The sequence below is a fragment of the Rhodococcus sp. OK611 genome (assembly GCF_003050885.1).
Lineage (GTDB): Bacteria > Actinomycetota > Actinomycetes > Mycobacteriales > Mycobacteriaceae > Rhodococcus_G > Rhodococcus_G oryzae.
The window spans coordinates 1-24,330 of record NZ_QAOZ01000013.1; the positions used below are offsets into that span (position 1 = coordinate 1).

At 68.3% G+C, this 24,330-nt stretch carries 21 protein-coding genes, 3 pseudogenes and 1 riboswitch; of the genes and pseudogenes, 15 read left to right on the plus strand and 9 right to left on the minus strand.

Annotated features, from left to right (window positions below; translation table 11 throughout):
- From C8K38_RS17055 to rpmB, 4 genes and pseudogenes are all read right to left on the minus strand, one after another.
- A pseudogene (locus tag C8K38_RS17055) lies at window positions 1–231 on the minus strand (HNH endonuclease); the annotation flags it as partial.
- A 305-nt stretch (window positions 232–536) separates the two neighbouring features.
- Window positions 537–692 (minus strand): hypothetical protein, encoded by a 156-nt coding sequence (locus tag C8K38_RS27235; RefSeq protein ID WP_219912802.1) that lies wholly within the window; start codon window positions 690–692, stop codon window positions 537–539.
- A 399-nt stretch (window positions 693–1,091) separates the two neighbouring features.
- Window positions 1,092–1,889, minus strand: a complete 798-nt coding sequence (locus C8K38_RS17065) for an enoyl-CoA hydratase/isomerase family protein (RefSeq protein WP_097212636.1) — start codon at window positions 1,887–1,889, stop codon at window positions 1,092–1,094.
- Window positions 1,890–1,972: 83 nt separating this feature from the next.
- Window positions 1,973–2,164 (minus strand): 50S ribosomal protein L28, encoded by a 192-nt coding sequence (gene rpmB, locus C8K38_RS17070; RefSeq protein WP_072750141.1) that lies wholly within the window; start codon window positions 2,162–2,164, stop codon window positions 1,973–1,975.
- 225 nt (window positions 2,165–2,389) lie between these two features.
- On the opposite strand from rpmB, the gene C8K38_RS17075 reads away from it, so the two are divergent.
- The gene (locus C8K38_RS17075; RefSeq protein ID WP_245220879.1) at window positions 2,390–4,024 is read left to right on the plus strand and encodes a DAK2 domain-containing protein; all 1,635 of its coding nucleotides are present in this window, start codon (window positions 2,390–2,392) and stop codon (window positions 4,022–4,024) included.
- A gap of 8 nt (window positions 4,025–4,032) precedes the next feature.
- A complete protein-coding gene (recG, locus tag C8K38_RS17080; protein ID WP_097212638.1) occupies window positions 4,033–6,273 on the plus strand; it encodes an ATP-dependent DNA helicase RecG in 2,241 nt (746 codons plus the stop codon).
- A 157-nt stretch (window positions 6,274–6,430) separates the two neighbouring features.
- Here recG and C8K38_RS17085 read toward each other — a convergent pair whose 3' ends face one another.
- From C8K38_RS17085 to C8K38_RS17100, 4 genes are all read right to left on the minus strand, one after another.
- Window positions 6,431–7,243 (minus strand): DUF1206 domain-containing protein, encoded by an 813-nt coding sequence (locus C8K38_RS17085; protein ID WP_097212639.1) that lies wholly within the window; start codon window positions 7,241–7,243, stop codon window positions 6,431–6,433.
- 720 nt (window positions 7,244–7,963) lie between these two features.
- On the minus strand, window positions 7,964–8,137 hold the full coding sequence (locus C8K38_RS17090; RefSeq protein WP_097212640.1) for a CsbD family protein: 174 nt from the start codon (window positions 8,135–8,137) through the stop codon (window positions 7,964–7,966).
- Window positions 8,138–8,259: 122 nt separating this feature from the next.
- The gene (locus C8K38_RS17095; RefSeq protein ID WP_143548484.1) at window positions 8,260–8,592 is read right to left on the minus strand and encodes a hypothetical protein; all 333 of its coding nucleotides are present in this window, start codon (window positions 8,590–8,592) and stop codon (window positions 8,260–8,262) included.
- 536 nt (window positions 8,593–9,128) lie between these two features.
- The gene (locus tag C8K38_RS17100; protein ID WP_097212642.1) at window positions 9,129–9,482 is read right to left on the minus strand and encodes a YtxH domain-containing protein; all 354 of its coding nucleotides are present in this window, start codon (window positions 9,480–9,482) and stop codon (window positions 9,129–9,131) included.
- Window positions 9,483–10,200: 718 nt separating this feature from the next.
- Between C8K38_RS17100 and C8K38_RS17105 the strand changes: the two genes are divergently transcribed.
- The 4 genes and pseudogenes from C8K38_RS17105 to C8K38_RS17115 form a co-directional block, all read left to right on the plus strand.
- Complete coding sequence (locus tag C8K38_RS17105; RefSeq protein ID WP_097212787.1) at window positions 10,201–10,395, plus strand: CsbD family protein; 195 nt, start codon at window positions 10,201–10,203, stop codon at window positions 10,393–10,395.
- Window positions 10,396–10,456: 61 nt separating this feature from the next.
- Window positions 10,457–10,612, plus strand: a complete 156-nt coding sequence (locus tag C8K38_RS27240; RefSeq protein ID WP_097212643.1) for a DUF6131 family protein — start codon at window positions 10,457–10,459, stop codon at window positions 10,610–10,612.
- An 86-nt stretch (window positions 10,613–10,698) separates the two neighbouring features.
- A pseudogene (locus C8K38_RS17110) lies at window positions 10,699–11,886 on the plus strand (fatty acid desaturase family protein); the annotation flags it as partial.
- 380 nt (window positions 11,887–12,266) lie between these two features.
- Window positions 12,267–12,947: pseudogene (locus C8K38_RS17115) on the plus strand (helix-turn-helix domain-containing protein); the annotation flags it as partial.
- A 44-nt stretch (window positions 12,948–12,991) separates the two neighbouring features.
- Here the strand turns inward: C8K38_RS17115 and metE are convergent.
- Window positions 12,992–15,259, minus strand: a complete 2,268-nt coding sequence (metE, locus tag C8K38_RS17120; RefSeq protein ID WP_097212645.1) for a 5-methyltetrahydropteroyltriglutamate--homocysteine S-methyltransferase — start codon at window positions 15,257–15,259, stop codon at window positions 12,992–12,994.
- A 146-nt stretch (window positions 15,260–15,405) separates the two neighbouring features.
- Window positions 15,406–15,618: riboswitch (cobalamin riboswitch) on the minus strand.
- A gap of 303 nt (window positions 15,619–15,921) precedes the next feature.
- Here metE and C8K38_RS17125 point away from each other — a divergent pair.
- The 9 genes from C8K38_RS17125 to C8K38_RS17165 all read left to right on the plus strand — a co-directional run bounded on the left by C8K38_RS17125 (window position 15,922) and on the right by C8K38_RS17165 (window position 24,329).
- A complete protein-coding gene (locus tag C8K38_RS17125; RefSeq protein WP_097212646.1) occupies window positions 15,922–19,335 on the plus strand; it encodes a pyruvate carboxylase in 3,414 nt (1,137 codons plus the stop codon).
- A complete protein-coding gene (rsmD, locus tag C8K38_RS17130) occupies window positions 19,332–19,895 on the plus strand; it encodes a 16S rRNA (guanine(966)-N(2))-methyltransferase RsmD (RefSeq protein WP_097212647.1) in 564 nt (187 codons plus the stop codon). Before C8K38_RS17125 ends, rsmD begins: the two co-directional genes overlap by 4 nt.
- Window positions 19,892–20,389, plus strand: a complete 498-nt coding sequence (coaD, locus tag C8K38_RS17135; protein ID WP_097212648.1) for a pantetheine-phosphate adenylyltransferase — start codon at window positions 19,892–19,894, stop codon at window positions 20,387–20,389. The genes rsmD and coaD overlap by 4 nt, the downstream gene beginning before the upstream one ends.
- Before the next feature lie 97 nt (window positions 20,390–20,486).
- Window positions 20,487–21,257, plus strand: coding sequence for a DivIVA domain-containing protein (locus C8K38_RS17140; RefSeq protein WP_077041189.1), 771 nt, complete (start codon window positions 20,487–20,489; stop codon window positions 21,255–21,257).
- 145 nt (window positions 21,258–21,402) lie between these two features.
- Window positions 21,403–21,972, plus strand: a complete 570-nt coding sequence (locus tag C8K38_RS17145) for a YceD family protein (protein WP_257017545.1) — start codon at window positions 21,403–21,405, stop codon at window positions 21,970–21,972.
- Window positions 21,973–21,974: 2 nt separating this feature from the next.
- A complete protein-coding gene (rpmF, locus tag C8K38_RS17150; RefSeq protein ID WP_077041191.1) occupies window positions 21,975–22,157 on the plus strand; it encodes a 50S ribosomal protein L32 in 183 nt (60 codons plus the stop codon).
- A 7-nt stretch (window positions 22,158–22,164) separates the two neighbouring features.
- Window positions 22,165–22,905, plus strand: a complete 741-nt coding sequence (gene rnc, locus C8K38_RS17155; RefSeq protein WP_097212649.1) for a ribonuclease III — start codon at window positions 22,165–22,167, stop codon at window positions 22,903–22,905.
- Between the two features lie 4 nt (window positions 22,906–22,909).
- Complete coding sequence (gene mutM, locus C8K38_RS17160) at window positions 22,910–23,770, plus strand: bifunctional DNA-formamidopyrimidine glycosylase/DNA-(apurinic or apyrimidinic site) lyase (RefSeq protein WP_097212650.1); 861 nt, start codon at window positions 22,910–22,912, stop codon at window positions 23,768–23,770.
- Window positions 23,771–23,822: 52 nt separating this feature from the next.
- On the plus strand, window positions 23,823–24,329 hold the full coding sequence (locus C8K38_RS17165; protein WP_097212651.1) for a hypothetical protein: 507 nt from the start codon (window positions 23,823–23,825) through the stop codon (window positions 24,327–24,329).
- Window position 24,330 lies beyond the last annotated feature (1 nt).

The following is a 24,330-nucleotide window of genomic DNA, read 5'->3' on the forward strand; positions in this document are numbered from 1 at the left end:
CTTGTGACCGAGCTTGCCGGGCAGCGAACGTTCGGCCGTTTCGACGATCAGGTTGTGGCCGACCGCCGAGGCCCGGCGCAGCGTTTTCTCCAACCAGCGCATGGTGTCGGTCAGCTCGGCGTCGGAGAGCCCGGTCAAATCGCTGTCGCCCAGTCCCTCGACGGCGTCGGCGATCGCGGACAGGTGTTCCTGCACCTGCCTCGCAGCCCCGGCGTCATCGATCGAACTCATGTTCGAATTCTAGCGTGGGGGTCCGACACGACACGTCATCACGAAGTCGTATCCAGTCGGCACACATCTCGTGGCCGGCCAAACCAGCGTTCGGCGGGGCGGTCCGGACTCGCGAGTACGCTGACTTTGCAGCAGGTCGGGGCGGATTCTGTCGTGGAGGGTCACGCCATGCGCTATGTCGCGAGTCGTCGTCGGTTCGTCGCCTGGGCCGTTGCGTCCGCGGCTGGTCTGGCGTTCCCGCTTGGCTTGCCCGCCGCGGCGCAGGCGGACGGGCCGCCCATGCCGACCCCGGCGACCACGGTGTTTCAGGTCCCGGTGACGTTCGTCTCGGCGTGTAGCACGGTTGGGTTCAGATGCTGGGTGCCGCACCAGCTGGCAGCGGTGACGCCGACGGCCACGACGGGTGCTCCCGGCGTGGTCACCTTTGCGGCCGGTCCTCCGACGACGACCTCGATCACCACGCTCGACTGTATTGACGTGTCGGTGAACTGGCGAAATCTGACCACGGGTGCGGCCGGTACCACCGTGCTCCGAGCCATACAGCCCACTGACTTCAGTGCGTCCATCGCGCCGGACGAGTGGTGCCGATACGCCCCCGCGACAGTGGTCGCCGGTAGCGGCACGGTCGCCTCGATCGCCGACGTCAATGCCCGCGTATTCCCGCACGGGAGCGGCACCTGGCCTCAGGTGCCGGTCAGTCCCGGGATCGGTGTTTTCCAACTCCCGTAGACGCTTGGGCCCGTTGCTCGGGTGGCCTTTTGAGTCGGCCCGACCGCATACGTGGGCCGGAGGGACAGCTCGCGAGCAGTCCCTCCGGCCTCCTATCGCGCGTGGTGAACCTGTCGGAAGCGCTGGTCGAGCTACTGGCCTGCGGAGAAGTCGGCGCGACGCTTCTCGACGAAGGCGTCGACGCCTTCCCGGCCGGTCGGGCCTGCGGCCGCGGCCGAGATCGAGGCGGTCTCGGCGTCCAGCTGCTCGGACAGCGAACGCTGACCCGACTGGGCGAGCAGGCGCTTGATGCCCGCATATGCGGCGGTCGGGCCTGCCGCGAGGGTGCGGGCGACCCGCAGTGCCTCTTCGCGGATCTCGTCATCGCCGACCAGCCTGCTCAGGATGCCGAGCCGCACCGCCTCGTCACCGCCGATGATCGCGTCGGTGAGCAGGATCTCGCGGGCCTTGGCGATACCGACGATCCGCGGCAGCGTCCAGGACATGCCGCCGTCGGGGGTGTACCCGATCGAGGGGTAGGCCGGGCGGAGCTTGGTGGACGGGCCACCGATGGAGACGTCGGAGGCGCAGACCAGGCTCATGCCCGCGCCTGCCGCCCAGCCCTGAACCGCGGCGACGACGGGGATCTCGGTGGCATCGATCGCGCGGACGAAGTCGTGCAGGGTGCGCGCGAGGTAGTCGACGAACTCGCCGCGGTTCTCGGCGGCGGCGAAGGCCCGGACGTTGCCGCCAGCGCAGAAGTTGGCGCCCTCGCCGATCAACAGGACGCTGCGCGCGGCGAGGGTGCCCGCCGCCACGGCTTGCAGGGCGGTGGTGCCCTGGCTCACCCCGTCGAAGTCGAGGGAGGTGCCGTTGTCGGCGGTGGCGATTGCGATTCGGAGTACGTCGCCTTCGAGGCGGACGTGGCTGAGGCCGTCGAGTGAAGTCACCGATGAACCATATCGGGGCCGCAGATACGACTGTGCCCCGACACCTGAGGTGTCGGGGCACAGTCGTGAAAGCGTGGAACGCGTCAGCCGCGGACGACCTTGCCTGCCTTGAGGCAGGAGGTGCACACGTTGAGCTTCTGACGGGTACCGGGTCCAACCTGGGCCCGGACAGTCTGAATGTTCGGGTTCCAACGACGGTTGGTACGCCGGTGCGAGTGCGAGACCGACTTACCGAAGCCGGGCCCCTTGGCGCATACGTCGCAGACGGCAGCCATAGTCGCGAACTCCTTGAATTGATGTACGGATATCTTCTTTGGTGCTGGCCTACGAACACGGGACACCGAAGTGACCCTTGCGAGGCAACCCTGCAAGAGTAACCGTATCCGTGTTGATTGACCAAACCGGCCTGTCCCGCACGTGGAGCCGGGCGGACCGTCTGTGGAGAAGGATAGTCTGGCCGAGCCGAGCAGTTCCCACTAGGGCAGAGAGGAAGAGTCGAGTTGCTCATTGCCCTGGACAGCGTGGACGGCGAGGCGTTGCTGCGTTGGTCGCGATGGTGCGTGGACGGCCTCGTCGCCCGCTGCGAGGAGATCAACAGCCTCAATGTCTTCCCGGTCCCGGACTCGGACACCGGCACGAATCTCCTGTTCACCATGCGCGCGGCTGCCGAAGGCGCCGAGGTCGTCGGCCCGGCCGCCTCGGTGGGTGCGGTGGCCGCGGCCCTGGCCCGAGGTGCGGTCGCGGGAGCTCGCGGTAACTCCGGTGTGATCCTGTCCCAGGTGCTGCGTGGGATCGCCGAGGTCGCAGGCGACGAGCCGCTGGACGCCCGGCTGCTGCGCGGTGCGCTGAACGAGGCCGCCGTGCTGGCGACCGAGGCGATCAGCATCCCGGTCGAGGGCACGATCGTGACGGTGCTCCGGCACGCCGCCGCGGCGGCGGACGGGTGCCCGCACGACGCGGCGCTGTCGGTGGTGGCCACGGAGGCCGCCGACGCCGCCGCCGAGGCGCTCGCGCGCACCCCCTCGCAGCTCTCCGTTCTCGGCGCGGCGGGCGTGGTCGACGCGGGCGGGCTCGGGCTGCTGGTCATCCTCGACGCGCTCGTCGGCGTGGTCACGGGGGCGACACCCGAGCGCCAGGACATCGTGGTCGCGCCGGTCACGCTGGCGACCCCCGGCGTGGTCGTCCCGCCGTCCGCCTGCGCGGACGAGCCGGGCGAGCAGGACTACGAGGTGATGTACCTGCTCTCCGGGTCCGACTCGCGAAGGGTGGACACCTTGCGGTCCCGGCTCGGTGAGCTGGGCGACTCGGTGATCATCGTCGGTGACGGTGAGGGCTCCTGGTCGGTGCACGTGCACTGCTCGGATCCCGGCCCCGCGGTCGAGGCCGGGCTCGCGGCGGGTCGCACCCACGACATCCGGATCTCCTGCTTTGCCCTCGACGAGACGCGTGCCGGGCGGGTGGGCAGGCGTGCAGGCGCGACCGACCGCGGGGTTCTCGCGATCGTCGCGGGTGACGGCGCCGCCGACCTCTTCGCGGGGGAGGGTGCGATGGTGCTCCGCTGTGACGAACCGGTCACCCCCGATCAGCTGCTCGACGCGATTCGCGCGCTCGATTGCGGTGAGGTGCTGGTGCTCCCGAACGGCGCGCTCTCGGCGCCGGAGCTGGTGACCATCGGAGTCGCCGCCCGCGACGAGAGCCACGAGGTGCTGCTGTTGCCCTGCTCGTCGATGGTGCAGGGACTCGCCGCCCTCGCCGTGCACGACCCGGGTCGGGCCGCCGTCGACGATGTGTTCGCGATGTCCGAGGCGGCAGCGACGACGCGCTGGGGATCGTTGCGCGTGGCGACGGAGCGGGCGCTCACCCTGATGGGTACGTGCGAGGCCGGCGACGGACTCGGGCTGATCGGCCGCGAGGTCGTGGTGATCGCGCCCGATCCGGCCGAGGCGGGCAGGCGCCTGATCGACCAGGTTCTCGGGGTCGGCGGCGAACTGTTGACTTTGTTGTTGGGGGCAGAGATTCCCGCGGGCTTCGCCGACCTCCTCTCGGAGCATGTCGCGGCGCGCCACCCGGGCGTCGAGGTGTTGGTCTACGAGGGCGGGCAGGCCGGGGATCTGCTGCAGCTCGGCGTCGAATAGGCGGTGTGATGGCAACTCTGACCGATCGGATCGATCACCTGCTGGGCCGCAAGGTCGCGGAGCCGCTCGCGGAGGCGTTCGGGATCGAGACCATGCAGGACCTGCTGCGGCACTACCCACACCGGTACGCGACGCAGGGCGCCGAGCTCGGCGAGAAGGAGCCGCCCGAGGGCACGCACCTGACGATCCTGGCGACGGTGACCTCGGCCGCGATCATCTCGATGAAGTCGCGCAGCGGGAAGATGCTCAAGGTGGTGCTGACGTCCGACAAGCAGAGCGTCGACGCCACCTTCTTCAACCCGCAAAAGGTGGCGCACTCCATCAAACCCGGTGTGCGCGCGATGTTCTCGGGGAACGTGAAGTACTTCAGGGGCAAGCTGGGGCTCACCCATCCCAGCTATCTCATCCTGCCGAACCGTGACGAGGACGACGGTTCGGTGGTGGCCGCGGGCAAGGTGCGCGGTGGTGGTGCCCTGGCCGGGATGGCGCGCAGCGCGCAGGATCCGGGCGCTGGGGTCGACATGTCGATCTTCGAACGGAACCTCATCCCGCTGTACCCGGCGACCCGCGAGGTCGAGAGCTGGACGCTGCTCCGGTGCATCCGTCAGGTGCTCGACCAGCTCGACGAGGTGCAGGACCCGCTGCCCGAGGAGATTCGGCGTGAGCACGGGCTGATCGGTCTCGACGAGGCGCTGCGATCGGTGCACCTGCCGGAGACGAAGGACGAGGTGGATCTCGCCCGCGAGCGCCTCCGGTTCGACGAGGCGGTCGCCCTGCAGTTGGTGCTGGCGCAGCGCAGCCACGAGGTGGCGGGACGGGTGGCGCCCGCCTGCCCGCCGAAGCCCGACGGTGTCGCCGCCGCGTTCGAGGCACGGCTGCCGTTCACCCTGACCGAGGGGCAGCACGCGGTCGCCGAGGAGATCTCCGCCGACCTCGGCCGGGCACACCCGATGAACCGGTTGCTGCAGGGTGAGGTCGGCTCGGGTAAGACCGTCGTCGCGTTGCGCGCCATGCTGCAGGTGATCGATGCCGGCTATCAGTGCGCGCTGCTGGCGCCGACGGAGGTGCTCGCCGCGCAGCACGCCCGGTCGCTGCGGCAGATGCTCGGAAACCTCGCCATGGCAGGCGAACTCGGCGCCGACGAGCTGGCCACGCGGGTGGCCCTGTTGACCGGGTCGATGTCGGTCGCGGCCCGCCGCGCCGCGTTGCTGGAGGCGGTGACGGGCGATGCCGGGATCGTCATCGGCACCCACGCCCTCATCCAGGACGGCGTCGAGTTCTTCAACCTCGGCATGGTGGTGGTGGACGAACAGCATCGGTTCGGCGTCGAGCAGCGCGACGAGTTGCGGGGCCGGGCACGCGAGGGGCTCAGCCCGCACCTGCTGGTGATGACGGCGACGCCCATTCCCCGGACCATCGCGATGACCGTGCTCGGCGACCTCGAGACCTCGACGCTGCGGCAGCTGCCCAGCGGGCGGTCGCCCATCGTCAGCAAGGTCGTGCCCGCTCTGACCCAGCCTGCGTGGGTGGACCGCGCCTGGGAACGGATCCGCGAGGAGGTCGCCGACGGCAGGCAGGCCTATGTGGTGTGCTCGCGGATCGGCGAGGGCGACGACGCCCCCGACGCGAAGGAGCAGCCCACGACGGCGGCGCTGGCGCTGTTCGAGGAGCTGCGGTTCGGTCCGCTGTCCGATCTGCGGGTCGGCTTGCTGCACGGCCGGTTGCCCGCGGACGAGAAGGACGCGGTGATGCGCGATTTCACCGCGGGACTGATCGACGTGCTGGTGTGCACCACCGTGGTCGAGGTCGGCGTGGACGTGCCGAACGCGACCGTGATGGTGCTCAAGGATGCGGACCGGTTCGGCGTCAGTCAGCTCCACCAGCTCCGCGGCCGGGTGGGTCGTGGCGCCCACCAGGGGCTGTGCCTGCTCATCACGGACACCAAGCCCGGCTCACCGCCGTTCGAACGACTGACCGCGGTGGCGGGCACGAACGACGGCTTCGAGCTCGCCCAGCTCGACCTCGCCCAGCGGCGCGAGGGCGACGTGCTCGGCGCCGCGCAATCCGGCAGCACCACCACCCTCCGGTTGCTCTCGCTGCTCGACCACGAGGACGTGATCGTCGCCGCGCGCGAGTTCTCGCGCGCGGTGATCGACGCCGATCCGGACCTGGCCCGGCATCCTGGCTTGGCCTCGATGGTGACCGCCGCGATCGACGCCGAGAAGATCGAGTACCTGGAGAAGTCCTAGGCGGCATACTTCCCTGGTCGGCGGCCACGGTCGGGCGCCAACGGGGCGCTACGCGCTGTATGACCTCACCTCGGGGGATCGCGCTGCCATCCCGATCATGAACGGCCGTCACTCCACGGTCGGCGAGGTTCGCCTGGCCCCGCGGGCACCTTGGTGGTCACATCTTGGTGTACCGGGCCATGGCGAAGCTATACAGGCCGTAGGTGATGAGCCCGAGACCCGCAACGACGACGAGCACGGGCCCGAAGGGTTGGCTCAGAAGCGATTTCAGCGCGCCGTCGAGTCCGGTCGCCCGGTTCGGATCCGACACGATCGCGGCCACGACGACGAGCACCCCCACCTCGGCGAGAACGAGTCCCTTCGCGACGTAACCGGCGATCCCCAGTGTTCTCACGACATTGCTGGGCGCGCCGTGGAGGTCCTCGAGGAAGTTCTGGCTCGCGCCCTTGTAGACGTGATATCCGCCGACCGCCACGATCACTAACCCGGCCGCTACGAGGGCCACGGTGCCTGCCGCGGATTGCATCATGTGCGCACTGATTCCCGCGTCCTGTTGCCCGGTGGACTTTCCGCGCCCGCGCGTGAATTCCAAGGTGGAGTAGGCGAATGCGAGGTAGACGACCGCCAGGGCGAGGGCTTTGCCGCGGTCAAAGACCTCGGACATGGGGTCTTGGTCTTTCGGATCGGTCGAACGTCCGAATATCGTTTCGGCAAGACGCCAGAGCGCCATCGCCGCGAACGCGACGGTGGCTACCCACAGCGCGAGCACACCGCCCGGCTTGCTCGCCAACTCGGCCAGCGCACCGGACTGGTCGGCCGCGCCGCCCCCGCCGAGGGCGAGCCGGATGGCGATGTAGCCGATGATGAGGTGGACGAGGCCGCTGGTGACGTATCCCGCGCGGGCGAACCGCTCGAAGACACTATTCTGCGCTACCCGTTCCGCGGCGGAGTCAGTGACGCTATCGCTCACGGCGGCGATCCTCCCGGTGTGGACCGGACGTCGGATCCGGATCGGTCAGGATTGATCCTCGACCCGTGACACGCCGGATTGATGGGCCGGACCGACACTCCGTTCGGTGTCATCGGTCGAGTCTGGATGTTTGGGTTCTTCGTCGTCAGGCGTCGCCCCCGGAGCTCCTCGGCGTGGCGGAAGAGCCTGTGGGATCGGTCGAGTGCCGCTGAGAGCCGCCTGCGTCGGACTGGCCGGTTCTGCCCTCATAGGGCGGGACGACCGGATCCGCGTCGCCAATCTCGGTGGTGTACAGGGGTTCGGGCGCGTCTGGTTGATCTGGATCGGTGGACGGCAGATCGTGGTCCTCGATCGCGCCAGATCGTCGCCCAGCGCCTTCGGACGCGCCTGGCGAGGGCATGCCACGCGAGCCTGGTTCGCCTCGCTCGGACTGTGGCTCTTCTTGCCTTCCAGTTTTGTCGTTCACTTGAACGCTCCTGGTCCCGTTGATTGAACTCTCTCGGCTTGATTCAGGGCGGTGGGCTAGATCCATCCGGCGATTTCGGTGGCGACGAGCAGCAGCGGGCGCCCGGGGACAATTGGCAAAAAGGTCCATTGATGCACGCTTGGGATCAGCCAATTCGCCAGCAGCGCACGACAATGACCTTGCGTTCATGGCGGCTGGCACCCCGTGCCCCGCCCGCTCGTCGGCCCACGAGCGGGCGTCAACATTGGGTCGGGTCAGTCCTTGAAGGCGTCCTTGACCTTCTCGCCGGCCTGCTTGAGGTTGCCTTTGGCTTGGTCCTTGCGGCCCTCGGCCTCAGTGTCCTTGTCTCCGGTGGCCTCTCCGACCTTCTCCTTGGCCTTTCCTGCTACCTCTTCGGCCTTGTTCTTCGCCTTGTCGACGGCGCCCATTGTGTCTCCTTTGCACTCGCTGATCTTGCCGCGGGTTCGCGGACAGTGAGCCGCGTGCAACGCGGCCAGGGCCTGGATACCCAATCCCGGCGATGTCTAACGGTGCTCGGCGGGATTCGATGTCATTGCTCGTCGGCGGCATCGTGGTGATACAAGTGGCTCGAAGCCGTCCCGGCGGCGTGTTTCGCAGAGTCCGCCAGGTTCTGGGCCGCGTGCTGCGTTGCTTCAGCGGCCTGCGACTCGGCAGCGCGGTCGAGAATCTCGTGTGCCTTGCCGGGCAGGTCAATCTTCTGCAGCCGTTCTCTGGCCTCGGGGACGTGCTCCTTGACAGCCTGGGTGACAGTGTGGCCGGCCTTGACTGTAACGAGTCCCGCCCGCCTGCTTCCGTCGACGATCGCACCGATGGCGGCTCCCGTAGCGGCGCCGATGACCATTCCTGTCCACAGATTGCGCATGACATAGGTATGCCCCATCAGATGCGAGCGCAAACGCCGACGACGGTGACCTCCCGTTGCTCCATCCGCGGCGCGGCTGGGTTTACCCCTCCGGATTCGGTGGTCGGTTGGGGCAAAGGACGCCATACGCCCGGTCGGCTGAAATGTTCGGCGAGCGGCAGGCCTCTGGTCACGATCTCGTCGCGAACGTCCGTGAGGGGCAGCCGGACCCGCCACCACTACATGTCGCAGCCCCTCTTTTCGAACTGGACCGTTGTGAGGTATTCGGTTGCTTGCGCGCCGAGCGGTGCGTGTCGGTCGTCACGCTCGGCACAAAACCGAGCAGCCTGACAGTCACGAACACCAACGCGAACACGAGTGCAGCCTTCTGGACAGGGAGAGCACTCGCGAGCCGAGACCGTGACATCACCGAACCTCCTCGTTTGCCCCTCCGGGACGACTGGCCTTTTCGGCCGCCCTTGCGGATACCCAAGTCAACTGCGGATCGCGCGGTCCGCGTGGACAGGCCCCCACACCATGCCGCGCCGTATGGCTGCTCAGGGGGTGCGCTTGCCGCCCATCGGCGGTGAAACGGTCGGTTCCGCCGCCGGAGTCGGGGTCGCAGCTTCTTCCAGCGGCGCGCCGGCGGTGGAAGCGGTGATCGCGCTCGTGTCAGCGCCGTCAGCGCCGTGGTGGGTAGCCTTCTTCGCCAGGGCACCGACCTTCTGCTGCAGCTTCGGGGCCTTATCCTTCACGGTCTCTGTTGCGTCGCTCACCTTCTCCTTCACGGCGGGGTTGTGCAAAAGTTCGACGGACTGATCCCTCATCTTCTCGTAGGTTTGCCTGCCAGCCCGGGTTCCCAGAACGAAGCCAACGGCCGCCCCCGATGCGAAGAACAACGTTTTCACCATGACATCTCCCGATTGTTGTGTGAGACGGGCGCTCAGCCGGATCTCGTCAATACGTCCTGCTACCGCTATGCCCGCAGGCAGCCGAGTGCAAACCGCCGAAACGGGCTAGCTTCGCTTCGTTGACGAAGCAGCAGTTCAGAGTGCAGAGGGGACGTTGTTCAGGAGCGGTGCATGACCGTCCCGGCAAGGGTGCAGAGGCGGCGGGCAAGCCTCACGATGGGGATACCCAGCGGAAGAATGGCACAGCAATGTCGGGATCATGCCCATTCGCCGCCGCAATGAACTGCCTGGTGGACCACTTCTGGGTTGTTGGATCAGGTGCATGAAAAGAGGTTATTCGGCGACTTTCAACCCGGCCGAGATCCGGCCCGGGCGTTCACCTGCGTCGTAAAGGTGTTGCGCTAGCGAGCGTGATCATCGGTAGTTTCGCTGGCGGCGGATAGCAGGCTGCGGAACTCGCCCACCACACGGGCGCGGGCCTCGGAAGACCGGGCCGTTGGTGTGTTGAAACCACACCGTCGATGAGACGGGTTTGGTCCAGGCGTCAGGCGGGAAACCCGAAGTTTGAGGCCCTCCAATGGAAGCAATCGACCTGCGGCCCCTCGGGATGAACCACCCGATGGGGGCCGCCACGACTTCGCACACTGTCGCCGCACAGATGCGAACAACCCTCGGCCCCGCCCGCGGGCCGATCACCCAACAGAGAAGAAGTACCGCCATGAGCATCGGGAAGAAGCTTCGGCACAAGGCTGAAACCGCAGAGGGTGCAGCCAAGAAGACGGTCGGTAAGGCTCTCGGAAACGAACGCATGGAGGCAGAGGGGCGCGCAGACCAGGCAAAGGGCAACGCTAAGCAAACCGGAGACAAGCTCAAGCAAGCGGGACAGAAGATCAAGCACGCCTTCAAACACTGACCCGCGCTCACGCCCTTCGATATCCCATCCCCAGTCTCTCTCCCGAAATTAGGTCGACGTCATGTTCATTCTCGGTATCATCCTCGCCATCATCGGCGCGGTTGCCAGCATTCCCGTCCTGTTGTACATCGGGGTCGCCCTTATCGTCATCGGCGTGGCGCTCGAGATCATGGGCATGACCGGCCACGCTGTGGCGGGCCGACGCCACTACTACTGACCCGTAGTCCGAGTTGTATCCACCGGTCCCGCCCGCGCCGCGATGTTTCGCGGTGGGGGTGAAGATCCGGAGTGTGGAGCAGACGCATGGCGATCTCCGACATCAAGGAATATGCGCACCTCACCGCTGACGACGTCGAGGCGCTGCGCTCCGAACTTGACAGTCTCCGGCAAGACGTCACTGAGTCGCTCGGCGAGAAGGACGCCAGATATATCCGCCGCACCATTGCCTTCCAACGGCTGCTCGATACGGCGGCCCGGTTGGTGATCCACGGTAGTAGGTCGCCGGCAGGGTGGATTCTCGGGGCGACGGCGCTCGGTGTGGCCAAGAGTGTGGAGAACATGGAGATCGGCCACAACGTCTGTCACGGGCAGTGGGACTGGATGAACGACCCGGAAATCCACTCCAGCACCTGGGAATGGGACATGGTCGGGCTGTCGTCGCACTGGCGTTACTCCCACAACTACCGCCACCACGTGTTCAGCAACGTTGTCGGGATGGACGATGACCTCGGCTACGGCGTCATCAGGATCACCCGCGACCAGCCATGGAGGCTCGACAATCTGTTGCAACCGGTACGAAACCTGTTGTTGGCGGTGACATTCGAATGGGGCATCGCCCTGCACGACCTGTATTCCGAACAGGCCCGCGCCGACACAGACGCCGAGAAATCGGCGCATCGCAGAAAATTGATTGGGAAGATCGCCCGACAGACGGGAAAGGACTACCTGCTCATCCCCGCCCTCAGCGGACGCCGCTGGCGAAGAACCCTCACGGCAAACCTGACCGCTAACCTGCTGCGGAACGTGTGGGCGTACGTGGTGATCTTCTGCGGGCACTTTCCCGACGGAGCCGAGAAATTCACCCTCACGGAACTCGAAGACGAGAGCCGGGCGGAATGGTATCTGCGTCAGATGCTCGGCGCCGCGAACTTCCACGCCGGCCCGGTGTTGGCGTTCCTGAGCGGCAACCTCTGCTACCAGATCGAACATCACCTGTTTCCCGACCTCCCCAGCAACCGCTATGCGGGGATCTCCGCCAAGGTGCGCGCCTTGTGCGAAAAGTACGACCTGCCGTACACCACCGGGTCGCTGGCACGGCAATACCTTCTGACGCTGCGGACCATCCACAAACTCGCCCTGCCCGACCGATTCCTGCGTGCGACCTCCGATGATGCGCCGGAAACGGCCTCCGAACTGAAATTCCGCCCATCGTTCCCGGTGCCCGCTGACGTAAACACCGGGCGACGGGTGGGACTGCGCACCGCCCTACGCAACGCGCCCGCCGGGACGAGGCGCCATCGGCAGACAAGATCGATCCTCACCCGCATCCTCGTCGTGCTCGAGTATCACCCGCAGGGCTTCTTCGAAAAGACCGGAAACATCTGGCGAGCCCAGGGTCGGCGGATGCGCTTGGAGCTGAAGAACTTCCAACGCCATGTCATGACAAGCACTGTCCTACATCCCGACGACGTCGAGGGCTGGCCCGGGGAAATCCGGGACGGCGAGGTGGTCGAGCCAGAGCAGGACGAATACGAAATGGACACGGGCGAGGAAGCCGAGGACGAGGACGCAGTCGAGGAGGACGAGGACGCCGGCGACACGTCTACGGCATCGTGCCCGCGGACGTGGAGACCGAAGACGGCGCCGTCGACGTCGAGCGAATCGTCGTAGCCGAAGCGGTACTTCAATCCGCCGCGCTGGCGCCGATCGGATTGGCGCACTACTTCGCAGGCGCGCTGATCCTGCCGTACAGCCAGTTCCTGGACTCGGCTGAATCGCTGCGCTACGAAATCGACCTCCTGAGCCTGAAGTTCGAGGTCGGCTTCGAGACCATCTGTCACCGGCTGTCCACGCTGCAGCGGCACCGCCAGCGCGGGGTGCCCTTCTTCTTCGTCCGAACCGATCGTGCCGGGAACATCTCCAAGCGGCAGTCCGCCACCGCCTTTCACTTCTCCCGGGTGGGCAGGAGCTGTCCGTTGTGGGTGGTCCACGAGGCGTTCGCCAACCCCGGGCGGATCCACACGCAGGTGGCGAAGATGCCCGACGGGCGCACCTACCTGTGGGTGGCCCGGACCACCCACAGCGGCGGCCTCGGCTACCTGGCACCCGAACGCAACTTCGCGATCGGGCTCGGCTGCGACATCGCCTACGCCGACCGGATGGTGTACTCGCGCGGAATCCAGACCGACGATCCGGCCACGATCGTGCCGATCGGCGCGGGGTGCGAGGTGTGCGACCGCCCCGCCTGCGCGCAACAGGCATTCCCGCAGTTGGGGCGGTCGGTCCTGGTGAACGAGAACAGCAGCGGCCACCTGCCGTACCCACACGCGTAGCCGCACCCACGCCCGCCCGGGGCGAGCGCAGGTGCGGCGCCGGCCTAGAGCTCGGCCCGGACCAGTGCGGTCGCGGCGACGAGGTTGCGCAGGGACGCCTCGACCTCGGCCCGGCCACGGGTCTTCAGGCCGCAGTCGGGGTTGACCCACAGCCGCTCCGCAGGAACAGCCTTCAGCGCGGCACGCAGCGAGTCGGCGATCTCCGCGACCGAGGGCACCCTGGGGGAGTGGATGTCGTAGACGCCCGGACCGACACCGAGATCGAATCCGACCGCGTTGAGATCGTCGAGGACTTCCATGTGCGAGCGCGCCGCCTCGATCGAGGTGACGTCCGCATCCAGACCGGCGATCGCCCCGATCACCTCGCCGAACTCCGAGTAGCACAGGTGGGTGTGAACCGAGGTCGCGTCGGCGACCCCGGAGGTGGCAAGCCGGAACGCGCCGACCGACCAGTCCAGGTAGGCGGGTTGATCCGCCGACCGCAGCGGCAACAGCTCACGCAGCGCGGGCTCGTCCACCTGGATCACCCGCGCCCCCGCTCTTTCGAGGTCGACGGTCTCGTCGCGGATCGCCAGCGCCACCTGGTCGGCCGACTCGGACAGCGGCTGGTCGTCCCGGACGAACGACCACGCCAGGATGGTGACCGGCCCGGTGAGCATGCCCTTGACCGGCCTCGCCGTCAGGGACTGTGCGTACGAGGTCCAGTCGACCGTCATCGGGCGCGGTCGACGGACATCGCCGTACAGGATCGGCGGTCGCACGCAGCGGGTCCCGTAGGACTGCACCCAACCGTTGGCTGTGGCGAAGAAGCCGTCGAGCTGTTCGGCGAAGTACTGCACCATGTCGTTGCGCTCGGGTTCGCCGTGCACCAGCACGTCCAGACCCAGCTGTTCCTGGAGGGCGATGACATCGGCCACCTCGCCGCGCATCCGGCGCAGGTACTCGGCCTCGTCGATCTCGCCCTTCCGCAGCGCGGCCCTGGCCACCCGGATGGCGGTCGTCTGCGGGTACGAGCCGATCGTGGTGGTGGGCAGCTTCGGTAGCGGCAGGACGGCAGCCTGCACCTCGCGCCGCTCCGCGGCGGGACGCCGCCCGCCGTCGGACGCCTTCAGACCGGTCAATCGCGCCCGGATCGCGTAGTCGTGCAGCCGTCGATCGGCCGCCCTGGTGGCCTTCGCGGACGCCGCCTGCGCCAGCTCCTCGCCGACGGCCTCGCGACCGGAACGCAGGCCGGTGGCGAGGGTGATGACCTCGCGCACCTTCTCGGAGCCGAAGGCCAGCCAGGACCGCAGGGCGTCGTCGAGTTCGCTCTCGCTCTCGAGCGAGTACGGCACGTGCAGCAGGGAGCAGGAGGTGGAGACCGCGACCGAAGCCACGCTTCCGCGCAGGGTTTCGAGCGTCGTCAGGGATGCGGCCAGGTCGTTGCGCCAGATGTTCCGCCCGTCGACGATCCCGGCGACGAGGTGCTTGCCCGCGAGTTCGGGGATTCCGGCCAGCGCCTCCTGGTCGCCCGCGACGAGGTCGACCGCCAGACCCTCGATGTCGGTCTTCGCCAGCGCGGGCAGGGCGGCGCCGAGGTCGCCGAAGTAGGAGGCGAGCAGGATCGCGGGCCGATGCTCGAGCGCGGACAGCGACCGGTACACCTCGCCAGCGGTGGCGATCTCGGACTCCGTGCGATCGGCGACCAGCGCTGGTTCGTCGATCTGAACCCACTCGACGCCTGCGTCCGCCAGCCGCCCGAGCAGCGCGGAGTACAGCGGGAGCAGCTCCCCGACCCGGGAGAGGAGGGAGGACTCGGAGTCGATCGCCTTCGACAGGAGCAGGAAGGTGACCGGCCCGATCAGCACCGGTCGCGCGGCGATGCCGAGGGCCTGCGCCTCCTCGACCTCGCCCAGCACCTTCGACGGGTCGAGGGTGAACCGGGTCGAGGAGCTGATCTCGGGGACCAGGTAGTGGTAGTTCGTGTCGAACCACTTCGTCATCTCGAGTGGGGTGACGGTGGCGGTGCCGCGGGCGGCCGCGAAATAGCGATCCAGAGCCGTCGACTCGCCGGCGACCCGCTCCGGCAGGGCGCCGAGCATCGCGGCGGTGTCGAGCATCTGGTCGTAGTACGAGAAGACGTTGACCGGAACGGAATCGATCCCGGCGTCGCGCAGTTCGGTCCAGGTCTGTGTGCGTAGGTCCCGTGCGACGGCATCGAGCGCGGAGGCGTCGAGACTGCCGGCCCAGAAGGACTCGACGGCCCTCTTGAGTTCGCGGCGGGGACCGATGCGCGGGGAGCCCAGCACGGTTGCGGTGAAGGTGGATGTCACGGTGTTCTCCAGTTGCTGACAACGGGGTGGCCACCACCGGCAGACGAGAGCACGGACCGAGCCCAGGTGGCGCCCGCGTGCGGGCAGCAGTCAACGGCGATCCGATCTACTCGCCCATTCCACGAGGCGGTGGACCGTCGGGCACGGCGTGCCCGACGCAGTCGGCAGGTCTTCGGACTCGCAGGCGCCCGGTGATCGACACCGGTCCTAGTGGCCGTCGCTTCCCAGACGCGAAGTCCAGTGCATGGTGACGGCGGTCGTTCCTGCATACCGCTGCGGGACAGTCCCGGATTCTCACCGGGTTCCCTCTCACACCTCTCTCCTCATAGGCAAGGGAGACGTGCTTCGACGCCGGGCGGGGACTTCGGGGCTCCTCATGACCACACCGGGCGGACCGATTGCACTGACGAGTATATGAGGCAGACCGGGAGCGGTCGACCAGCTCGCTGCGGGGGTGTTCGCCCGCCGTTCGGGCCATCTGTGAACCCTGCGAAAGAGTTGTGATCGAGTCGTATATCCGCAGCTCACGGTGGGTGCCGTATCCCTGTGAGGTGGGGGCCGGTAGCGTACTGCATCGTTACAGCGGGTCGAGTATGCGGGAATTTCCCGGATGCTAGGACACCGTCCGGCGAGCGGTACGAGAGCAAGGGTAATTTTCAGCAATGTTCTCTAAAGTTTTGGTTGCCAATCGCGGGGAAATCGCGATCAGGGCATTCCGCGCCTCCTACGAGCTGGGCGCGGGGACCGTAGCTGTCTTTCCGTACGAGGACCGCAACTCGGTCCACCGTCTGAAGGCCGACGAGAGTTACCAGATCGGGGAGGAGGGGCACCCGGTCCGGGCCTACCTGTCGATCGCCGAGATCGTCGCGGCTGCGAAGAAGTCCGGCGCCGACGCCATCTACCCCGGCTACGGCTTCCTCTCCGAGAACCCGGACCTGGCCGCGGCCTGTGCCGCCGAGGGCATCACCTTCGTCGGCCCGTCCGCGGAGGTGCTCGAGCTCACCGGCAACAAGGCCCGCGCGATCGCCGCCGCGAAGGCGGCAGGCCTCCCCGTGCTCTCCTCGTCGGCGCCGTCCGCCGACGTGGACGAGCTGCTCGCCGCCGCCGCGTCCATGCAGTTCCCGCTGTTCGTCAAGGCGGTCGCAGGCGGCGGTGGCCGCGGCATGCGCCGGGTCGCCGAGCGCGCCCAGCTGCGCGAGGCGATCGAGGCCGCGGCCCGCGAGGCGGAGTCCGCCTTCGGTGACGCCACCGTGTTCCTCGAGCAGGCCGTCGTCGACCCGCGCCACATCGAGGTGCAGATCCTGGCCGACGGTCAGGGCAACGTGATCCACCTGTTCGAGCGCGACTGCAGCGTGCAGCGACGACACCAGAAGGTGATCGAGCTGGCGCCCGCGCCGAACCTCCCGGAGGAACTGCGCGCGCGGATCTGCGCCGACGCGGTCGCGTTCGCCAAGGAGATCAACTACAGCTGCGCGGGCACCGTCGAGTTCCTCCTCGACACCCGCGGCAACCACGTGTTCATCGAGATGAACCCGCGCATCCAGGTCGAGCACACCGTCACCGAGGAGGTGACGGACGTGGACCTGGTGCAGGCGCAGCTGCGGATCGCCTCCGGCGAGACGCTTGCCGATCTGGGCCTGTCCCAGGATTCGATCAAGCTCCGCGGCGCGGCGCTGCAGCTCCGCATCACCACCGAGGACCCGGCCAACGGGTTCCGTCCCGACACCGGCCGGATCACCGCGTACCGCACCCCCGGCGGTGCAGGCGTACGCCTCGACGGCGGCGCGAACCTGGGCGCCGAGGTCGGCGCCTACTTCGACTCGATGCTCGTCAAGCTCACCTGTCGCGGCCGGGACCTGCCCGCAGCCGTCGCAAGGGCGCGCCGGGCGGTGACCGAGTTCCGGATCCGCGGCGTCGCCACCAACATCCCGTTCCTGCAGGCCGTCCTCGATGACCCCGACTTCCGCGCGGGCAACGTGACGACCTCGTTCATCGAGGAGCGCCCGCAACTGCTCACCTCGAGGGCGTCGGCCGACCGCGGCACCAAGATCCTGACCTACCTCGCCGACGTGACCGTAAACAAGCCGCACGGCGAGCGCCCGACCACGGTCTACGCGCGCGACAAGCTGCCCAAGATCGACCTGACCACGCCGCCGCCCGCCGGCTCGAAGCAGCGACTGATCGAGCTCGGGCCCGAGGGCTTCGCCGCCGCGCTGCGTGCACAGGACGCGCTCGGTGTCACCGACACCACCTTCCGCGACGCGCACCAGTCCCTGCTGGCGACCCGGGTGCGCACCGGAGGCCTGCTCGACGTCGCCGGTCACGTCGCCAGGATGACCCCCGAGCTGCTGTCGGTGGAGGCCTGGGGCGGCGCGACCTACGACGTCGCGCTGCGCTTCCTGCACGAGGACCCGTGGGAGCGGCTGGCCGCGCTGCGCGAGGCGATGCCGAACATCTGCCTGCAGATGCTGCTGCGCGGCCGCAACACCGTCGGTTACACGCCCTACCCCGAGTCGGTCACCCGCGCGTTCGTGCGCGAGGCCACCTCGACGGGCGTGGACATCTTCCGGATCTTCGACGCGCTCAACAACGTCGACCAGATGCGGCCGGCCATCGACGCGGTCCGCGAGACCGGCACCGCCGTCGCCGAGGTCGCGATGAGCTACACCGGTGACCTGTCGAACCCGAACGAGGACCTCTACACCCTCGACTACTACCTGAAGCTGGCCGAGCAGATCGTCGACGCGGGCGCCCACGTGCTGGCCATCAAGGACATGGCCGGACTGCTGCGGGCACCGGCGGCCGCGACCCTGGTATCGGCGTTGCGCAGCAACTTCGACCTGCCGGTGCACGTGCACACCCACGACACCCCCGGCGGCCAGCTGGCCACCTACCTGGCGGCGTGGCAGGCGGGAGCCGACGCCGTCGACGGCGCGAGCGCGGCGCTGGCGGGCACCACCAGCCAGCCCGCGTTGTCGGCGATCGTCGCGGCCACCGCCCATTCGGCGCGGGACACCGGCCTGGATCTGCAGGCCGTGTGCGACCTCGAGCCGTACTGGGAGGCGCTGCGAAAGGTGTACGCGCCGTTCGAGTCCGGGCTGCCCGCCCCCACCGGTCGCGTCTACACGCACGAGATCCCCGGCGGTCAGCTGTCGAACCTGCGCCAGCAGGCCATCGCGCTCGGGCTGGGCGACCAGTTCGAGGAGGTCGAGGCGAAGTACGCGGCTGCGGACCGGATGCTCGGCCGCCTGGTGAAGGTGACCCCGTCCTCCAAGGTGGTCGGCGACCTCGCGCTGCACCTCGTCGGCTCGGGCGTGTCGACGGACGAGTTCGCGGAGAACCCCGCCGGATACGACATCCCGGAATCGGTGATCGGGTTCCTGCGCGGCGAACTGGGCAACCCGGCAGGCGGCTGGCCGGAGCCGTTCCGCACCAGGGCGCTCGAGGGCCGCGGCGAAGCCAAGCCCGAGACGCCGTTGACCGCGGACGACCAGGCCGGACTCGACGGTTCTCCTGCCGAGCGCCGCGGCACCCTGAACCGGCTGCTGTTCCCCGGCCCGACCCGCGAGTTCCTCGAGCACCGCGAGAAGTACGGCGACACCTCGCGGCTGTCGGCGAACCAGTTCTTCTACGGACTGCGCCGCGGCGAGGAACACCGGGTCACGCTGGCCCCCGGTGTCGAGCTGCTCATCGGGCTCGAGGCGATCTCCGAACCCGACGAGCGCGGCATGCGCACGGTGATGTGCATCCTCAACGGCCAGCTGCGGCCGGTGTCGGTGCGCGACCGCTCGATCGCCAGCGAGGTCCCCGCCGCGGAGAAGGCGGACCGGGGCAACCCCGGCCACGTGGCCGCGCCGTTCGCGGGCGTCGTCACCCTCGTCGTGGCGGAGGGACAGAAGGTCGCTGCGGGCGACACCGTCGCGACGATCGAGGCGATGAAGATGGAGGCGGCGATCACCGCAACCCGCGGTGGCGTCGTGAGCAGGCTCGCGATCACCCCGGTGCAGCAGGTCGAGGGCGGCGACCTGCTGACCGTGATCTCCGTGGTGTCGACGGAGGAGGACGGGCCGCAGTGACCCGGATCGTCGCCGGCGCCGCGGGTGGGCGCCGGCTCCGGGTCCCGCCGAAGGGCACCCGGCCTACCTCGGAGCGTGTGCGCGAGGCGCTGTTCAGTTCGCTCGACGCCCGGATGCATCTCGACGGCGCCGCCGTGCTCGACCTGTTCGCGGGATCGGGAGCGCTTGGCCTGGAGGCGCTCTCACGGGGCGCCGAGCACGTGGTGCTGGTCGAGTCGGACGCGAAGGCGGCCGCGGTGGCGCGCGAGAACGTGGCGACGCTCGGGCTGCCCGGCGCGCTCGTGCGGTCGTCGCCGGTGGCCGCGGTCGTCGCGGGCACGCCCGATCGGGAGTACGACCTGGTCTTCCTCGACCCGCCGTACGCGATGGGCGAGGACGAGGTCGGATCGGTGCTTGGCGCGCTCGTCGACGGGGGCTGGATCGGGGAGGATTCGCTGGTCGTCCTCGAACGGTCCTCGCGATCGCCCGCGACCGTGTGGCCGTCCGGACTGTCGGCCGACCGGGTGCGTAAGTATGGCGAGACCCGGATCGAGATCGCCTGTTACGGTCTGCAGTCATGAGCAGTGCGGTCTGCCCCGGGTCCTTCGATCCCATCACCAACGGTCACCTCGACGTGATCGGCCGGGTGGCGGTTCAGTTCGACGAGGTCATCGTCACGGTGATGATCAACAAGAACAAGAAGGGGCTGTTCAGCATCGACGAACGCCTCGAGATGCTGCGCGAGGCCGTCGCGGACCTGCCGAACGTCCGGGTCGACTCCTGGCAGGGACTCCTCGTCGACTATGCGAAGGCGAATGGGGCCAGCGCGATCGTCAAGGGCCTGCGCGGCGCCAACGACTTCGACTACGAGCTGCAGATGGCGCAGATGAACCACAAGCTCACCGGCGTCGACACCCTCTTCATCGCGACGAACCCGCGCTACAGCTACCTGTCCAGCTCGCTGGTCAAGGAGGTGGCGACCTACGGCGGTGACGTCGCGGACATGCTGCCCGCGAAGGTGCACGAGCGGCTGCTGGCCCGGCTGGCGGAGCGCGCCGCGGGGCCGACCGCGTAACGGTTGATCCTCGACACACTGGGCGTGGCGGCGCGCCGGTGAGCGGCGCGACGGGCAGACTGGTCCCGTAAGCCGTCGTCGACGATTGGGGTTTGGCGTGTACCGGGTATTCGAGGCGCTCGACGAGCTCGTCGCGATCGTGGAAGAGGCGCGCGGTGTCCCGATGACGGCCGGGTGCGTGGTGCCCCGCGGTGACGTCCTCGAACTCCTCGATGACGTCCGTGAGGCGATCCCGGGCGAGCTCGATGACGCGCAGGACGTGCTCGACCACCGCGACAAGCTGGTCGGCGACGCCCGCGCGCACGCCGAGCAGGCGGTCTCGAGCGCGGACGCCGAGGCGGCGGCCACCCTCGCCGAATCGCGGGACAACGCCGACCGGATCCTCGCCGACGCCAAGGCGAAGGCCGACCGGATGGTCTCCGAGGCGCAGGCACACGCCGATGAACTCGTCGCGGACGCGCGCGAGGAGGCGGACCGGACCATCGCCGAGGGGCAGCACGAATACGACAGCCTCACCGGGCAGGCAGCGGCCGAGGCGGAGCGCCTGGTCGAATCCGGCCGCGCCGCGCACGAGCGGTCGGTCGCGGACGGGCGCGCCGAGCAGGAGCGGCTGGTGTCGCAGACCGAGGTCGTGCAGGCCGCGCACTCGGAGTCGGCTCGGGTCATCGACTCCGCGCACGCCGAGTCGGACCGGCTGCGGGGCGAATGCGACCTGTACGTGGACGGCAAGCTCGCCGAGTTCGAGGAGTTCCTCAGCGGGACCATCCGCTCCGTTGGCCGCGGCCGCCAGCAACTGCGGACCGGCTCCGGGATCCCCGACTACGACGAGCCCGACGAGCGACCCAGCCGGTCGAGCCGTCACCGGTAGCCGAGGGTCGCCGGCTTCAGATTTTCCATTGGGGCACCCCATCGCGTACCGTTGAGTGGTTGCCCATCCCCTTCTTCGCTGACGAAAGAGTATTCGCGTGTCCTCGCATCGTTCCGGTTCGCCCCGTCTTCACGAGGGCGGTCTTGTGCTGGACATCCTCAGTCTGGGGCGCCGTCCCGGGTCGATGACCACGGTCACCCGCACGGTGCCCGCCGCCTCCCGTATCGGCCTCGACATGATCGCGGTGCCGGTCGGCGGTGACGTCGCACTCGACCTCCGGCTTGAGTCCGTCTCGGAGGGCGTGCTGGTCACCGGCACCGTCCGGGCGGCCACCGAGGGGGAGTGCTCGCGCTGCCTCGAACCGTTCGACGCCGAGCTCGACCTCTACCTCACCGAGCTGTTCGCGTACCCGAACAGCACCACCGAGGCGACCACCGAAGAAGATGAGATCTACCGCATCGTCGATGACCTGATCGATCTCGAACCGGTCATCGTGAATGCGGCCGGGCTAGCGCTTCCGCTGCAGCCATTGTGCAGCGAAGATTGCCAGGGACTGTGCCCCGAATGTGGGGTTCGTCTGGCGATTGCAGAATCTGGGCATGGACATGAGATACTGGATCCTCGCTGGGCTGCCCTCGCGGGGAAGTTCGACGCTGAGGATGCATCATCCCAGCCCAGCAAGAGTCGTGTGAACACTGAAGCCGAGGAGAAGTAGAAGTGGCTGTCCCCAAGCGCAAGATGTCGCGGTCCAACACCAGGTCGCGTCGCAGCCAGTGGAAGACCACTGTGCCCACCCTCATCACCTGCCCGAACCGTGGCTGTGGCGAGAAGACCCTGCCCCACATTGCGTGCCCGTCCTGCGGCACCTACAAGGGTCGTCAGGTCACCGCTGCGGTCTAGTCGCGCAGTGACAAGTAGCAACGCAGCACCCGCCGGCGGCGAGGGGGATCATGATTCCCTCCTCGCCGCTCTTGGCGTTGTCCTGGACGAACCGCTGCTCACGCTGGCGCTGACCCACCGCTCGTATGCGTACGAGAACGGCGGGTTGCCGACCAATGAGCGGCTCGAGTTCCTGGGCGACTCGGTGCTCGGCCTGACCATCACCGAGAAGCTCTACGTCGCGCATCCGGAGAAGTCCGAGGGTGAGCTGGCCAAGATCAGGGCCAGCATCGTCAACATGCACGCACTCGCGGAGGTCGCACGCGATCTCGGTGAGGGTGGTCTCGGTGCCCATCTCCTGCTCGGCAAGGGCGAGGAGATGACCGGGGGCCGCGGCAAGGCGAGCATCCTGGCGGACGGCATGGAGTCGCTGCTCGGTGCCGTGCACCTGCAGCACGGCATCGACACGGCGCGGACCGTCGTGCTCTCGCTGTTCGGTGACCTCCTCGAGCGCGCACCCAAGCTGGGCGCGGGTCTCGACTGGAAGACCAGCCTGCAGGAGCTGACCGCGGAGCGTGGCGCGGGCGTGCCGGTCTACGAGATCAGTGCGACCGGGCCCGATCACGACAAGGAGTTCACCGCGACCGTGCTGGTCGCGGGGGATGCGCTCGGCGTCGGTGTCGGACGGTCGAAGAAGGAAGCCGAGCAGAAGGCGGCCAGCACCGCCTGGAAGTCCCTCTCGGAGGACGACTCCGACCAGGTCGGCTGACGCCGTGCCGGAGCTGCCCGAGGTCGAGGTGGTCCGGCGCGGGCTCGAGGCCCACGTCGTCGGTTCCCGGATCGATGCCGTCGAGGTCCTGCATCCCCGAGCCGTCCGCAGGCACCTTCTCGGCGGTGACGATCTCGCGGCGCAGCTTGCCGGTCTCGGGGTCGTCGGCGCCAGCCGTCGCGGCAAGTACCTCTGGCTCGAGTTGGCGCCCGGCGACCTCGCCGTGGTGGTGCACCTCGGGATGAGCGGCCAGATGCTGGTGCAGCCGCCGGCCGCGCCGCGCGAGAAGCATCTGCGCATCCTGGCGAACCTGGACAGCGGGTCACAGTTGCGGTTTGTCGACCAGCGCACCTTCGGCGGCTGGGCATTGGCGCCGATCGTCGACGTGGACGGGACGGCATTGCCCGAGCCGGTGGCCCACATCGCGCGGGACCCGCTGGACCCGTTGTTCGACGCGGATTCGGTCGTCGCCGCGATCCGGGCGAAGGGATCCGAGATCAAGCGGGTGATCCTGGATCAGACGGTACTGTCCGGGGTCGGCAACATCTACGCCGACGAGGCGTTGTGGCGCACCGGGATCCACGGGAACAGGCCTGCTGACCGGCTGACCCGCCCACAGGTGCGCCTGCTGCTCGGCTCGGTCACCGAGGTGATGAGCGAGGCGCTGGCGCAGGGCGGTACCTCGTTCGACGCGCTGTACGTGAACGTGAACGGGGAGTCCGGGTACTTCGACCGGTCGCTGTCCGCCTACGGCCGCGAGGACCGTCCGTGCCCGCGCTGTGGTGCGCCCATCCGGCGGGAGAAGTTCATGAACAGGTCCTCCTACAGCTGCCCGAAGTGCCAGCCACGGCCGCGAGGCTTGTAGACCCCGACCCGCGACGCGCACACTGACGGGTGTCCTTCGGCGAGGAGGTCTCGTGGCCGACTACGACGACATGCTCATCGTGCGCCAGCTCGTCGACGATGTGCTGCTGGTGTTGCGCTGGTCGGCGCAACCGGACGCGGCCCTCGGTGACGACAGCGGTGCGGAGCGCGCCGTGCTGCCCGACGAGGATCTCCGACGCCGGTTCGCCTCGGCTGTCGAACAACTCGTGGCGAATCAGGGGGCGGAGGCGCTCCGCGCGCTCAGCGGCGAGAGCCGGGAGTTCCCCGCCGACACCGTGATCGACGCGTTGGGATCGGCGGGCTGGGACGGCGCCATGCGTGATTTCAAGCTCGCGGTGATCGAGCTGGCAGGCCGCAGCGAGGTGATGGGGGTCGTCCGCGGCGGCGGGACGATCGGGCGGCGGATCTTTCGAACCCTCCTGGCCGCGCTGAACGCGGCCCTCGCCAGTCTCAGCGCCATCCCCGGCGCGTCGGCGATCCAGGAGCTCAAGGACTTCCTGGAGAAGGTCCTCGAGCAGGAGCCGGATGAGCAGCCGTGAG

What these genes read in the sequence shown, in the direction of transcription:
- C8K38_RS17095 (WP_143548484.1), bottom strand. Translation starts at nt 8,592, where the DNA reads ATGCGCAATCTGTGGACAGGAATGGTCATCGGCGCCGCTACGGGAGCC.
- C8K38_RS17090 (WP_097212640.1), bottom strand. Translation starts at nt 8,137, where the DNA reads ATGGGCGCCGTCGACAAGGCGAAGAACAAGGCCGAAGAGGTAGCAGGA.
- C8K38_RS17105 (WP_097212787.1), top strand. Translation starts at nt 10,201, where the DNA reads ATGAGCATCGGGAAGAAGCTTCGGCACAAGGCTGAAACCGCAGAGGGT.
- recG (WP_097212638.1), top strand. Translation starts at nt 4,033, where the DNA reads ATGGCAACTCTGACCGATCGGATCGATCACCTGCTGGGCCGCAAGGTC.
- coaD (WP_097212648.1), top strand. Translation starts at nt 19,892, where the DNA reads ATGAGCAGTGCGGTCTGCCCCGGGTCCTTCGATCCCATCACCAACGGT.
- rpmB (WP_072750141.1), bottom strand. Translation starts at nt 2,164, where the DNA reads ATGGCTGCCGTCTGCGACGTATGCGCCAAGGGGCCCGGCTTCGGTAAG.
- C8K38_RS17100 (WP_097212642.1), bottom strand. Translation starts at nt 9,482, where the DNA reads ATGGTGAAAACGTTGTTCTTCGCATCGGGGGCGGCCGTTGGCTTCGTT.
- C8K38_RS17125 (WP_097212646.1), top strand. Translation starts at nt 15,922, where the DNA reads ATGTTCTCTAAAGTTTTGGTTGCCAATCGCGGGGAAATCGCGATCAGG.
- C8K38_RS27240 (WP_097212643.1), top strand. Translation starts at nt 10,457, where the DNA reads ATGTTCATTCTCGGTATCATCCTCGCCATCATCGGCGCGGTTGCCAGC.